The organism is Streptomyces sp. NBC_00523 (assembly GCF_036346615.1).
Taxonomy (GTDB): domain Bacteria; phylum Actinomycetota; class Actinomycetes; order Streptomycetales; family Streptomycetaceae; genus Streptomyces.
The window spans coordinates 5984898-5996837 of the sequence record NZ_CP107836.1 but is presented as its reverse complement, the minus strand read 5'-3'; the positions used below and the strand labels follow the sequence as shown (position 1 = coordinate 5996837).

At 73.9% G+C, this 11940-nt stretch carries 12 protein-coding genes; 8 read left to right on the top strand and 4 right to left on the bottom strand.

What is annotated here, in order from left to right; genetic code table 11:
• Window positions 1-12: 12 nt before the first annotated feature.
• Window positions 13-1014 carry an acetylxylan esterase gene (locus tag OHS17_RS27205; RefSeq protein ID WP_330315371.1) on the top strand — a complete coding sequence of 334 codons (1002 nt, stop codon included), beginning with the start codon at window positions 13-15 and terminating at the stop codon, window positions 1012-1014.
• Between the two features lie 17 nt (window positions 1015-1031).
• Window positions 1032-2468: an exo-alpha-sialidase gene (locus tag OHS17_RS27200; protein ID WP_330314256.1), complete on the top strand. Its 1437-nt coding sequence runs from the start codon at window positions 1032-1034 to the stop codon at window positions 2466-2468.
• Window positions 2469-2503: 35 nt separating this feature from the next.
• On the opposite strand, the gene OHS17_RS27195 is transcribed toward OHS17_RS27200, so the two are convergent.
• Both OHS17_RS27195 and OHS17_RS27190 read right to left on the bottom strand, forming a co-directional pair.
• A complete protein-coding gene (locus OHS17_RS27195) occupies window positions 2504-3199 on the bottom strand; it encodes an ABC transporter ATP-binding protein (protein WP_330314255.1) in 696 nt (231 codons plus the stop codon).
• The gene (locus OHS17_RS27190; protein WP_330314254.1) at window positions 3196-4311 is read right to left on the bottom strand and encodes an ABC transporter permease; all 1116 of its coding nucleotides are present in this window, start codon (window positions 4309-4311) and stop codon (window positions 3196-3198) included. The genes OHS17_RS27195 and OHS17_RS27190 overlap by 4 nt, the downstream gene beginning before the upstream one ends.
• Window positions 4312-4449: 138 nt before the next feature.
• Here OHS17_RS27190 and OHS17_RS27185 point away from each other — a divergent pair, with 138 nt between their 5' ends.
• Complete coding sequence (locus OHS17_RS27185; protein ID WP_330314253.1) at window positions 4450-5031, top strand: TetR/AcrR family transcriptional regulator; 582 nt, start codon at window positions 4450-4452, stop codon at window positions 5029-5031.
• A 6-nt stretch (window positions 5032-5037) separates the two neighbouring features.
• Here the strand turns inward: OHS17_RS27185 and OHS17_RS27180 are convergent, their stop codons facing one another.
• The gene (locus OHS17_RS27180) at window positions 5038-5727 is read right to left on the bottom strand and encodes a FadR/GntR family transcriptional regulator (protein WP_330314252.1); all 690 of its coding nucleotides are present in this window, start codon (window positions 5725-5727) and stop codon (window positions 5038-5040) included.
• 104 nt (window positions 5728-5831) lie between these two features.
• Between OHS17_RS27180 and OHS17_RS27175 the strand changes: the two genes are divergently transcribed.
• The 5 genes from OHS17_RS27175 (at window position 5832) to OHS17_RS27155 (ending at window position 10632) form a co-directional block, all read left to right on the top strand.
• Complete coding sequence (locus OHS17_RS27175) at window positions 5832-6791, top strand: dihydrodipicolinate synthase family protein (protein ID WP_330314251.1); 960 nt, start codon at window positions 5832-5834, stop codon at window positions 6789-6791.
• The gene (locus tag OHS17_RS27170) at window positions 6788-7786 is read left to right on the top strand and encodes an ROK family protein (RefSeq protein ID WP_330314250.1); all 999 of its coding nucleotides are present in this window, start codon (window positions 6788-6790) and stop codon (window positions 7784-7786) included. Before OHS17_RS27175 ends, OHS17_RS27170 begins: the two co-directional genes overlap by 4 nt.
• Window positions 7783-8463 carry an N-acetylmannosamine-6-phosphate 2-epimerase gene (locus OHS17_RS27165; protein WP_330314249.1) on the top strand — a complete coding sequence of 227 codons (681 nt, stop codon included), beginning with the start codon at window positions 7783-7785 and terminating at the stop codon, window positions 8461-8463. The genes OHS17_RS27170 and OHS17_RS27165 overlap by 4 nt, the downstream gene beginning before the upstream one ends.
• Window positions 8464-8525: 62 nt before the next feature.
• A complete protein-coding gene (locus OHS17_RS27160; RefSeq protein WP_330314248.1) occupies window positions 8526-9983 on the top strand; it encodes a sialate:H+ symport family MFS transporter in 1458 nt (485 codons plus the stop codon).
• Between the two features lie 127 nt (window positions 9984-10110).
• Window positions 10111-10632 (top strand): cupin domain-containing protein, encoded by a 522-nt coding sequence (locus tag OHS17_RS27155; RefSeq protein ID WP_330314247.1) that lies wholly within the window; start codon window positions 10111-10113, stop codon window positions 10630-10632.
• Window positions 10633-10640: 8 nt separating this feature from the next.
• On the opposite strand, the gene OHS17_RS27150 is transcribed toward OHS17_RS27155, so the two are convergent.
• Complete coding sequence (locus OHS17_RS27150) at window positions 10641-11867, bottom strand: acetyl-CoA C-acetyltransferase (protein ID WP_330315370.1); 1227 nt, start codon at window positions 11865-11867, stop codon at window positions 10641-10643.
• Window positions 11868-11940: the final 73 nt, after the last annotated feature.

Genomic DNA, 11940 nt, shown 5'->3' with positions numbered 1-11940 from the left:
GAGGGCACCTCCATGCCGTTGACGGACCTCTCGCTCGACGCCTGCCGCGACTACCGGCCGACGCTGCCCGTCCCCGCGGACTTCGACGCCTTCTGGTCCCGGACCCTGGACGAGGCCCGCACCCGGGCGTCCGGCGAGCCCGTCTTCGCCGAGGTGCGGACCGGGCTCACCCAGGTCCGCACGTACGACGTGACGGTCCCGGGCTTCGCCGGGCAGCCGGTACGCGGCTGGCTGCGGATGCCCGCCGGAGCGGCCGGGCCCCTGGGCTGCGTGGTGGAGTTCCTGGGCTACGGGCGCGGCCGGGGCCTGGCCCACGAGAACCTGCTGTGGGCCTCGGCCGGTTACGCCCACCTGCTGATGGACACCCGGGGGCAGGGCTGGTCGGCGGCCGGCGGCGCCACCGCCGATCCGGACGGGGGCGCTTCGGGCGTGGTGCCCGGCTTCCTGACCCGGGGGATCGAGAGCCCCGGGACGTACTACTACCGGCGGCTGTTCACCGATGCGGTGCGCTGCGTGGACGCGGTGCGCGAGCACCCGGGGATCGACCCGGACCGGATCGTGGTGACCGGGGTCAGCCAGGGCGGCGGCATCGCCCTGGCGGTCGCCGGGCTGGTGCCGGGGCTCGCCGGGGTCATGCCGGACGTGCCGTTCCTGTGCAACATCCGCCGGGGCGCCGAGATCGCGGGGCGTCCCCCGTACACCGAGATCGCCGAGTACCTGAAACTGCACCGCGACCGCACCGAGCAGGTCTTCACCACGCTCGCGTACTTCGATGCCGCACTGTTCGCCACCCGCGCGACGGCTCCCGCGCTGTTCTCCATCGCGATGATGGACGACATCTGCCCGCCCTCCACCTGCTTCACCGCCTACAACGGCTATGCCGGGCCCAAGGACGTACGGGTCCACCCGTTCAACGGGCACGAGGGCGGCGCGGAGTACCAGCAGCGGGAGCAACTGGCCTGGGTGGCCACCCTGTTCACCGGCCTGTCATCGGGGCAGGCCGGTCGCTCCTGACGAGAGAGAGATCGTCCATGCAGCGAACCGCCCCTGTCGCCCTGCTCGGCGCCGCCCTGCTGGTCGTCACCACGACCGGCACCGCGCAGGCCGCGTCACCCGCCCCCGGCACGCTCACGTCCCTGGACCTGACCGTCGACGGCGTCGGCTCCCCCCACTACCGCATCCCCGCGCTCACCACCACGGACCGGGGCACCCTGCTCGCCGCCTACGACGCCCGGCCGACCCTGGGCGACCTGCCGTCCAACATCGGGATCGTGCTGCGGCGGAGCACCGACGGCGGTACGACCTGGCAGGCGCAGCAGGTGGTCCGCAAGGACGCCGCGCCGAAGGGGTACGGGGACCCGAGCCTGCTCGTCGACCGGGTCACAGGCCGGATCTTCCTGTTCTACGCGGCCGGGGTGAACCAGGGTTTCCTCGGCTCGGCCACCGGCAACGACGAGACCGACCCGGACGTCCTCCAGGCCGACTACAGCTACTCCGACGACGACGGACTCACCTGGACCCACCGCCGGATCACCAAGCAGATCAAGAACCCGGCCTGGGGCGGCATGTTCGCCGCGTCCGGCGAGGGCATCCAGCTGCGCAACGGCCCGCACAGGGGCCGGCTGATCCAGCAGTACGCCATCCGGAACAACGGGGCCAACTACGCGGTCAGCGCGTACAGCGACGACCACGGCGAGACCTGGCACATGGGCACCCCGGTCGGTCCGGGTGGCGACGAGAACAAGACCGTCGAGCTGAACGACGGCAGGGTCATGCTCAACAACCGCTCGACGCCCTACCGTACGGTCGCGTACTCCTCGGACGGCGGGGTCACGTACACGCCGTTCGTCCAGGACACCCAGCTGCCCGACCCGGCGAACAACGGCTCGGTCATGCGGTACGCCCCCGACGCCCCGGCCTCGGACCCGCAGTCCTCCTGGCTGCTGTTCAGCAACACCGAGGCCACCTCGCGCAAGAACCTCACGGTCAAGATGTCCTGCGACAACGGGAAGACCTGGCCGATCAGGAAGGTCGTGGACCCCGGCGCCGCCGCCTACTCGACGCTGACCCGGCTCCCGGACGGCCGGCTCGGTCTGCTGTACGAGCGGGGGAACTACGAGCACATCACGTACTCCTCGTTCGACCTGAAGTGGCTCGGCGGCACCTGCGCCGACATCACGATCACCCCGCCGGCCACGCTGAAGGCGGGGACGACCGCGGAGATCACCGTACGGGTCGTCAACCGGATGGACGTCCGGCGCGACGCGGGCACGGTCGAGCCGGCCGTGCCCGCCGGCTGGACGACGAAGCCGGTGGCGTTCCCCGCGACCCGGCCGGGCGAGGGCGCCAATGTGAAGGTCCCGGTCACCATCCCGGCCGGCGCCTCCGGCGACGCGAAGCTGACCGCGACGTACCGGTCGAGCGGGAAGTCCGCGTCGGGGAGCAGGACGGTGACGGTCACGCCGTGACGCCCGGGGGTGCGGGCCCGACCGGGCCCGCACCCCTACGCGGTAAGCGCGGCCATGTCCACGACCCGGCCCGCGGCCTCGGCAACCACCGGGTCATGGGTGGCGACGACCGTGACGCAGCGGTCCTCGCGGGTGCGCTCGGCCAGCAGCGCGGCCAGCTCGCCGGCCTGGGAGCGGTCGACGGCCGCGGTCGGCTCGTCCACGAGCAGCAGCCGGGGCGACAGGAGGAGCGCGCGGGCCAGGGCGACGCGCTGGCGTTCCCCGCCGGACAGCTGCTCGGGGCGGTGGCGCAGCCGGTGCCCGAGGCCGACCGCGCACAGCGCCTCCTCGGCCCGGCTCCGGTACGCGCGGGGGCGGCGGCCGGTGATGTACGCGGCGGCCAGGAGCTGTTCGACGGCGGGCAGGCCGGAGAGCAGGTTGCCGCTCTGGAACATGTACCCGATGTCCTCGCGGCGGGCCCGGGCGCGCCCGGCCTCGGAGAGGGCGGCCAGGTCCTCGCCGCCCAGCAGGACCCGGCCGGCCGAGGGTCGCAGCAGGGCCCCCGCCACCGCCAGAAGCGAGGACTTGCCGGAGCCGGACGGGCCCACGAGGGCGGTGAGCACGCCCGGTTCGAAGGTGAGGCCGAGACCGTCGAAGACGGTGGTACGGGTGTCCCCCCGGCCGAACGAGACGGTGACGCCGTCAAGTTCGAGCGCTTGCGGATCCCCGGCGGGTCGCGTCGGCTCGTTCATCGGTTGGCTCCCAGCATGGTCAGCGGGTCGGCGGCGGTGACCCGCCGCAGGGTCAGTGCGGTACCGGCGAGCCCCACGGCCGCGACGGTGCACATGGTGGTGACGAGGGTGGTGGCGGGCAGGCTGAACGGCACCCGCTCCCCCACGAGGAGCCCGACTGCCGCCGCGAGGAGCGCGCCCGCGGCGGTGCCGGCCACGACGACCAGCGCGGCCTGGACCACGGTGTGGGCGAGCAGCCGCCTGCGGGAGGCTCCGAGGGCGCGCAGCAGGGCGAGTTCGGGGCCGCGCTGCACGGTCCACACGGCGAAGAAGGCGCCGACGACGAGGGGGGCGATCAGGTAGAGGAAGACCTGGATCGAGCTCATGGTGACGCGCTCGCCGATGTAGCCGGGGGCCGCCTCGTACGCCTCCTCCTCGGTGAGCGTGGTGGTGGAGTGGCGCTCGTCCAGGTCCGCCGCCGGGGTGCTCGGAGGGGTGCGCAGGGCAAGGGCGCTGAACTGGTCGGGGACAGCCGTGGTGGCGGGTGCGCCCGGCGTGCTGAACCGGATGCGCTGCCAGGTCGTCAGCGGGACGTAGGCGGCGGGCACGTGGCCGTAGCTGAGGCGCCCGGTGGCCCCGACGACCCGCAGCGCGATGCCGAGGCGGTCGATGACGAGGGTGTCGCCGACGGCCACCCCCTCGTCGGCGAGGGCGTCGGAGATCACGACAGTGCCGGAGTCGGCACCGGTGAGCGGGCTGCCGCTGGTGACGGCGGGGTTGAGGAAGCCGTCGGGTTCCACGCCGAAGGCGGCGAGGTCGACCTCGGCGCCCCGGTCGGTGGTGCCGCGGGTGATGGAGACGCCCAGCGGTGTGACGTCGGTGCCGGCGTCCTCACGCCAGGCGGCGGCCGTTTTCGTGTCGAGGAGGCTGCGGGCGAACTGGTCGGACCGGGCGTCGGACGAGAACACCAGGTGGGAGGCGGGCAGGGCGCGCAGCGCGGAGACGGTGTCGTCGCCGAGGCCGGTGGTGAATCCGGAGACGATGCCGACGAGTGCGGCGACGAGCACGACGACGGACCCCATGAGTGCGAAGCGCCCTCGGGCGGCGCGCAGCTCCAGCAGTGCGAGGAACACGGTGGTTCCCTTCGAGGTTTGATTTAGGGACGGTGCGTCGCCAACATAGATGATGGGGACGCACCGTCCCCAAGTGGGGTCCGACAGGATTCCCGGAGGGGGCCGGGGCTTCCGGGCCGGGACTTCTAGACTGGGCCGATGCCCCGGATCAGCGCCGCCACGGTCGCCGAACACCACGCCCGGCAACGACTGGCCCTGGTGCGGGCGGCGCGCGAACTGCTGGAGGGTGGCGACGCCGAGGCGGTCACCTTCGCGGCGGTGGCCCGGGCCACCGGCCTGGCGCGCAACAGCGTCTACAAGTACTTCCCGGGGCGGCCCGAACTGCTCGCGGCCGTGGTCGAGGACGCGATGCCCCGCTGGACCGACGCCATCCGGACGGGCATGGCGGCGGCGCGCACCCCCCGGGAGCGGATCACCGCGTACGTCTCCGCACAACTGGAGCTGGTGCGGACCGGTGAGCACCGGATCGCGCAGGCACTGGCCGGGGTGCGGGACGCGAAGCTGGTACGGGAGAGCGCGGGCAGGGCCCACGCGGAGCTGCTGACCCCGCTGATCGACGCGCTCACCGAGCTGGGCGAGGACGACCCCCGCCGCACGGCGGTCCTCCTGCAGGGCATCGTGAACGCCGCCACGACGGCGATCGAGGCGGGCGACGACTACGCGGCGGTCTCGGAGCGCGCGGTCCGGATGGCGGTCACGGCGATCACGGGCGCACCCTGAGGCTTCTCAGCCCGCGTCCAGCCGGTCGCGGATGCCGTCGAAGTGCGTCCGCATGGCCCGGACCGCCCGTTCGCCGTCGGCCGCCGCCACCGCCGCCACGATCTCGCGGTGCTGGCGGCAGGTGACCGACGGGTCCTGGTGGCCGTCGTCGACGTCCTCGCGCACCCGGTCCATCGCGGCCCAGAACGCGTCCAGCACCTCGCTGAGCAGGTGGTTGTCGAGCGAGGCGTAGAGCGCGAGGTGGAACGCCCGGTCCGTGGCGCGGGCGACCCGGCCGCCCTCCGCCGCCTCGGTCTCCATCGTCGCGACGAGCCCGCGCAGGACGTCGAGGTCGTCCTCCGGGACGCCCGCCGCGACGGCCCCGACGAGCCCGGCCTCCAGCGCCTCGCGCACCTTCATCAGCTCGGCCAGGCCCGGTTCGCCCTGGCGGTGGCGGACGGCGGCCCGGAAGGCCAGGCCCTCGGCGAACGGTGACAGGGAGAGCGAGCCCACGAAGGTCCCGTAACCCCGGCGGATCTCCACGACCTTGACCGCCTGGAGCGACTTCAGGGCCTCGCGCACGGAGACCCGGCCCGCCCCGAAGAGGTCCATCAGCTCGGTCTCGGTGGGCAGGGCGTCGCCGGGGGCGAGGCGGCGCTCCAGGATGAGCTCCTTGACCCTGCGCTCGATGTCCTGGGCCATGGTGGGCCGCGCCACAACGTCCTCCCGGGGTGCCGGCGCCCCTTGACCGTTCGCAGGAGCGTCTGATTAAGGTACCGCAGACATAAGACATCTTACGTCTCACGTCTGGAGCTCTTCTCATGTCCCTGTCCGCACCGCTGCGCGGCGTCGTCCCGCCGGTCTGCACCCCCCTCGACCCCCACGGGGAGATCGACACCGCATCGCTCGCCCGGCTCGTGGACCACCTCGTCGGCGGCGGTGTGCACGGGCTGTTCGCGCTCGGGTCCACCAGCGAGGTCGCCTACCTCACCGACGAGCAGCGCGCCACGGTCCTGGAGACCGTCGTCAACGCCACCGACGGCCGGGTCCCGGTCCTCGCCGGGGTCATCGACACCACCACGGCCCGGGTCGCCGAGCACGCCAGGACCGCCGCCGCCCTCGGCGCGGACGCCCTGGTCGCGACCGCGCCCTTCTACACCCGCACCCACCCCCGGGAGATCGCCGCCCACTTCCGCCGGCTGCGCGCCGAGGTGGACCTGCCGCTGTTCGCGTACGACATCCCGGTCGCCGTGCACAGCAAGCTCTCCGCCGCCCTGGTCCGCGAACTGGCCGAGGACGGCACGCTGGCCGGGCTCAAGGACAGCAGCGGCGACGAGGGCGGGCTGCGCCGGCTCGTCGTGGAGCTCGGCGGCCGCGAGGGCCGGGCGCACGGTCCGGTGCCGGACTTCAGCATCCTCACCGGTTCCGAACTGACCGTGGACGCGGCCCTGCTGGCCGGTGCCGACGGGGTCGTCCCGGGCATCGGCAATGTGGACCCGGCCGGTTACGTACGGCTCTACGAGGCCGCGCGCGCCGGGGACTGGACGCTGGCCGCCAAGGAGCAGGAGCGGCTGGTCGAGCTGTTCGCGATGGTCGACGCGGGCCCGGAGGCGGACATGGGCCGCAGCTCCTCGGCGCTCGGCTCGTTCAAGGCGGCGCTGAGGCTGCTCGGGGTCATCGCGTGCGGCGACACGGTGTTCCCGCAGATCCAGCTGTCGGCGGAGTCCGTCGCGTACGTCTCCGGACGGCTGCGCGACGCGGGCCTGCCGCCGGTCCGATGACGGGCCCGAAGACGGACCCGGTGGCCGCTCCGGTGACCGCTCCCGCGGCGGGTCCGGCGCGGCGGCCGGTCGTGGGCCTGGACCTGGGCGGTACGAAGATCGCCGCCGCGCTGTTCGGCGCGGACGGCACCGTGCTGGCCCGGCACTCCCGGCCCACCCCGGCCCGGGACGGCGCGGCGGCCGTGCTCGACGCGCTCGCGGCGACCGTCGCCGAGGTGGACCCCGGCCGCACCGCGTCCGTGCTCGGCGTCGCGGCGGCCGGGGTCATCGATCCCCGTACCGGCACGGTCACCAGCGCCACCGACGCGATCCGGGGCTGGGCCGGGACCCCGCTGGGCACCGGCCTCGCGGACCGCACCGGCTCCGCGGTGGCCTGCGACAACGACGTGCGCGCCACGGCGGGCCCCGAGCTGGACGCGCTGCGCGCCGAGCACGGCGGCCACGCCTCGCTGCTGTTCGCGGCGATCGGGACCGGCGTCGGCGGCGCGGTCGCGGCCGACGGGCGGATGGTGCACGGCGCGTCCGGCATCGCCGGGCACCTGGGCCACCTGCCGAGCCCGGAGGCGGCCGGGCTGCCCTGCACCTGCGGGGCCACCGGCCATCTGGAGGTCATCGCCTCCGGGCCCGGGATCGCCGCCCACTACGCACGGCTGACCGGCGCGCCCGTGGACCGCCTGGAGACGGTCGCCGCGCGCGCCGCCGAGGGCGAAGCGCACGCCGTCACCGCGATCACCACGGGCGCCCGAGCCGCCGGGCGGGTGCTCGGCGGGCTCGCCAACGCGCTCGGGCCCGACCGGGTCGTCACCGGCGGCGGGGTCCCCCGCATCGGACCGCTGTACGGGGACGCGCTGCGCGAGGCGTTCGCGGCCGAGCTGATGGGGCCGCTGCGCGGGCTCGTCCCGCGCGCCCCGCTCTTCGGCGACGACGCGGCCGTGCTCGGCGCGGCAGCCCTCACCCACACCCTTCCCCTCCACCGACCGGGAGTCCTTCGATGAACGCACGGGAACTGGCCACCGCCCTCCGGGGCAAGCTGATCGTGTCCTGCCAGGCGCCCCCGGGCGACCCGATGCGGGAGACCGCCACCCTGGTGCGGCTCGCGCAGTCCGCGGTCGCCGGCGGCGGCGCGGCGATCCGGGCCAACGAGCCGGAGGTCGTCGCCGCGATCACGGCCGCCGTGGAGCTGCCGGTCATCGGGCTGTGGAAGGACGGTGACACCGGGGTGTACATCACGCCGACCGTCCGGCACGCCCTCGCGGTGGCCGGGGCCGGGGCGGCCGTCGTCGCGGCGGACGCCACCGACCGGCCGCGCCCCGACGGCTCGACATTCGCGGAGCTGGCCGAGGCGGTGCACGCGGCAGGTGCGCTCGTCATGGCCGACGTCTCCACCCTCGCCGAGGGCGTCGCGGCCGCCCGGCTCGGCGCGGACTTCGTCTCCACGACCCTGTCCGGCTATGTGCCCAGGCAGCCGAAGCGGACCGGGCCCGATCTGGACCTGGTCGCCGCACTCGCCGCCGCGACCGTCGTACCCGTCGTCGCCGAAGGCCGTATCAACACCCCCGAGGACGCGGCCGAGGCCCTGGCGCGCGGCGCGCACAGCGTCGTCGTCGGGACCGCCATCACCGCGCCCACGGCGCTCACCGCCCGCTTCGTGACGGGTATCACCCGGCGCTGACCTGCCCCTTTTCGCGGGACGGCTGTTCAAAGGCGAACACCGTCCCGCACTCTGGAGTCACCGTGCACACCACCACACCCCCCACGCTCCCCTGGTACCGCCAGGTGAGCCGCACCCAGTGGAAGTCGTTCTTCGCCGCCTGGATCGGCTATGTCCTCGACGGCTTCGACTTCGTGCTGATCACCCTCGTGCTGACCGAGATCAGCGACGACTTCGGGCTGAGCACGGTGCAGGCCGCCAGCCTGATCTCCGGCGCCTTCATCACCCGCTGGCTCGGCGGCGCCGTGCTCGGCGCCCTCGGCGACCGCTACGGCCGGAAGCTGTCGATGGTGGCGAGCATCCTGCTGTACTCGCTGGGGACCTTCGCCTGCGGGTTCGCCTGGAACTACCACAGCCTGTTCGCCGCCCGGCTGGCCATCGGCATGGGCATGGCCGGGGAGTACAGCGCCAGCTCCACGTACGTCATGGAGAGCTGGCCGCCCGCGCTGCGCAACCGGGCCAGCGGCTTCCTGATCTCCGGCTTCTCGGTGGGCTCGGTGCTGGCCGCCCAGGTGTACGACTGGGTGGTGCCCTCGCTCGGCTGGCGCTGGATGTTCTACCTCGGGCTGATCCCGATCGCCATCGCGCTGTGGATGCGGCGGGCGCTGCCCGAGGCGGAGGAGTGGACGGAGTCCGTCGCGGACGAGGGCGCGAAGCCCAACCCGTTCCGGCCGCTGTTCCCGACCCCGCGCCGGGCGGCCGTCAATACGGTGCTGGTGGCCGTCGCCACGCTCTCGCTGTTCCTGGTCTTCACACCGGGCGGCGCGGGCCTGGTGCCGGTGCTCTCCGTGGTCGCCGGGGTCTCCCTCGCCGCGCTCGCGGTGCAGCTGGGCGGGAAGCGCGGCTGGGTGCTGTACCTGTCGATGATCGTGACGCTGTTCTTCGCGTTCCTCTACTCCTGGCCGATCCAGGCGCTGCTGCCGACGTATCTGAAGACGGAGCTGGGCTACTCCACGGGCCAGGTCACCGATGTCCTGTACTTCGCGGGCTTCGGCACGATGGTGGGCTGCTGGATGGCCGGCTTCCTCGGCGACTGGATCGGTACGAAGAAGGCGTACGCGCTGACGCTGCTCGCCTCGCTCGCCTTCGTGTACCCCGTCTTCGCGGTGGAGGACAACCTCCTGCTCCTCGGCGCCCTGCTCTTCCTGCTCCAGGCGACCAGCTTCGGCATCTCGGGCCTGCTCCCCCGCTACATCGGCGGCCACTTCCCGACCCGGAGCCGGGGCGCGGCCCTCGGCTTCACCTACAACGTGGGCGCGCTGGGCGGGGCGGTCGCGCCGGTGCTCGGCGCGCATCTGGCGTCGGGGATGAGCCTGGGCCGGGCGCTGGCCGTGCTGACCTTCGCGGGCACGGTGGTCGTGGTGCTGCTCGTCGGCTTCGACGTCCCGGCCCGGCTGAACCGGCTGACGGACCCGGACGCGGCAAAGGACCACCTGGCGGCGGGGCCGGTGGCGGACGAGCCGGTGTCCGTGAAGCAGTAGGACGATGGTCGGCCGGGGACGGGCCGCTGGACCTGGTCCCCGGGCGGGTCAAGATCGTCCGCGCGCCCGATGCCGTCCGGCCGGGACGGGGGCGAGGGTGGGGGCACGCCAACCGAAGGAGCGCGCCATGTCGTACCCGGAGCACCTGGAGTACCCGGAGCCCCGCTACCTCGGCGCCACGGGCGAGGTGAACGCCGCCTTCCGGCCGGCCGGCACCCCGCCGGACATCTCCTCGCCGGGCGGCGGCGCCACCCACTACCTCGCCACCCATGAGTCGACCGGCGGTGAGTTCGGGCTGTACAAGGTGGACCTGGCCGCCCGTTCCGCCGGGGCCAGGACCCACTTCCACAAGGCCATGTCGGAGTCGTTCTACGTCCTCTCCGGCGAGATCGAGCTCTACAACGGCGAGAAGTGGGTGACCGGCCGGACGGGCGACTTCCTGTACGTGCCCGTCGGCGGGCTGCACGCCTTCAAGAACGTGACCGACGAGCCGATGTCGATGCTCATGCTGTTCTCGCCGGGCGCCCCGCGCGAGGAGTACTTCGAGCAGGTCGCGGAGATGTCGCAGCGCGGCCCCGACGAGCTGAAGCGGTTCCGGGTCCGCCATGACAGCTACTTCACGGAGGACTTCGGCCCGGAGGCCCCGTAGCCGTCGTGTCAGGGCGCGATGCGCTCGAAGACCGCCGCGAGGCCCTGGCCGCCGCCGATGCACATGGTCTCCAGGCCGTAGCGGGCCTCGCGGCGGTGCAGCTCGCGGGTGAGCGTGGCGAGGATGCGGGCGCCGGTCGCGCCGACCGGGTGGCCCAGCGAGACGCCGGAGCCGTTCACGTTGATCCGCTCCTCGTGGTCCCTCTCGCCGAGGCCCATCTCACGGGTGCAGGCCAGGACCTGGGCCGCGAACGCCTCGTTCAGCTCGATCAGGTCCAGGTCGGCGAGCGTGAGTCCGGCGCGGCCGAGCGCGGCCTGGGTCGCGGGGACGGGGCCGAGGCCCATGGTCGCGGCGGGCACCCCGGCCCGGGCGAAGGAGACCAGCCGGACGAGCGGGGTGAGGCCGAGGCGTCCGGCGGTGGCGGCGCTCGTCACCAGGCAGGCGGCCGCCGCGTCGTTCTGGCCGCTGGCGTTGCCCGCGGTGACGGTGGCCTCCGGGTCGGACTTCAGCATGACCGGGCGGAGGGCGGCGAGCTGTTCGGCGGTGGTGTCGGGGCGGGGGTGCTCGTCGGCGGAGATCACCGTCTCGCCCTTCCGGGTCTTCGCCGTGACCGGGACCGTCTCCTTCTCGTACCGGCCCTCGGCGGCGGCAAGCCCGGCCCGCCGCTGCGAGCGCAGGGCCAGCGCGTCCTGCTCCTCGCGGCTGATCCCGTACGCCCGGCGCAGGTTCTCCGCGGTCTCGATCATGCCGCCGGGCACCGGGTGGTGGACGCCGCCCGCGGTGACCCGGCCCCGGGCGAGCGCGTCGTGGAGCTGGAGGCCGGGGCCCTTGATGCCCCAGCGCCCGTCGTGCGTGTAGTACGGGGCGCCGCTCATCACGTCGACGCCGCCCGCGATGACGACCTCGCTGAACCCGGCCCGGATCTGCATCGCCGCGTCCAGGACCGCCTGGAGCCCGGAGCCGCAGCGGCGGTCGGTCTGGAGGCCGGTCACCGACTGCGGGAGCCCGGCGTCGAGGGCGGCGACCCGGCCGATCGCGGGGGCCTCCGCCGACGGGTAGGAGTGGCCGAGGATCACCTCGTCCACCCGGTCGGGGTCGATGCCGGTACGGGCGACGACCTCGGCGATCACCCGGGCCGCGAGGGCGGCCGGTTTCTCCCCGGCGAACACCCCGCCGAAGCGGCCGATCGGGGTGCGCAGGGGTTCGCAGATCACGACATCGAGGGCGTCGGGCACGGCGGGGCCTTTCCGGGAGACGGGTGCGGGGTCCGGCACGACCCTCGCACCCGGCGGCGTGACCGGTCCAATA

What these genes read in the sequence shown, in the direction of transcription:
- OHS17_RS27205 (WP_330315371.1), top strand. Translation starts at nt 13, where the DNA reads ATGCCGTTGACGGACCTCTCGCTCGACGCCTGCCGCGACTACCGGCCG.
- OHS17_RS27200 (WP_330314256.1), top strand. Translation starts at nt 1,032, where the DNA reads ATGCAGCGAACCGCCCCTGTCGCCCTGCTCGGCGCCGCCCTGCTGGTC.
- OHS17_RS27195 (WP_330314255.1), bottom strand. Translation starts at nt 3,199, where the DNA reads ATGAACGAGCCGACGCGACCCGCCGGGGATCCGCAAGCGCTCGAACTT.
- OHS17_RS27185 (WP_330314253.1), top strand. Translation starts at nt 4,450, where the DNA reads ATGCCCCGGATCAGCGCCGCCACGGTCGCCGAACACCACGCCCGGCAA.
- OHS17_RS27175 (WP_330314251.1), top strand. Translation starts at nt 5,832, where the DNA reads ATGTCCCTGTCCGCACCGCTGCGCGGCGTCGTCCCGCCGGTCTGCACC.
- OHS17_RS27170 (WP_330314250.1), top strand. Translation starts at nt 6,788, where the DNA reads ATGACGGGCCCGAAGACGGACCCGGTGGCCGCTCCGGTGACCGCTCCC.
- OHS17_RS27165 (WP_330314249.1), top strand. Translation starts at nt 7,783, where the DNA reads ATGAACGCACGGGAACTGGCCACCGCCCTCCGGGGCAAGCTGATCGTG.
- OHS17_RS27155 (WP_330314247.1), top strand. Translation starts at nt 10,111, where the DNA reads ATGTCGTACCCGGAGCACCTGGAGTACCCGGAGCCCCGCTACCTCGGC.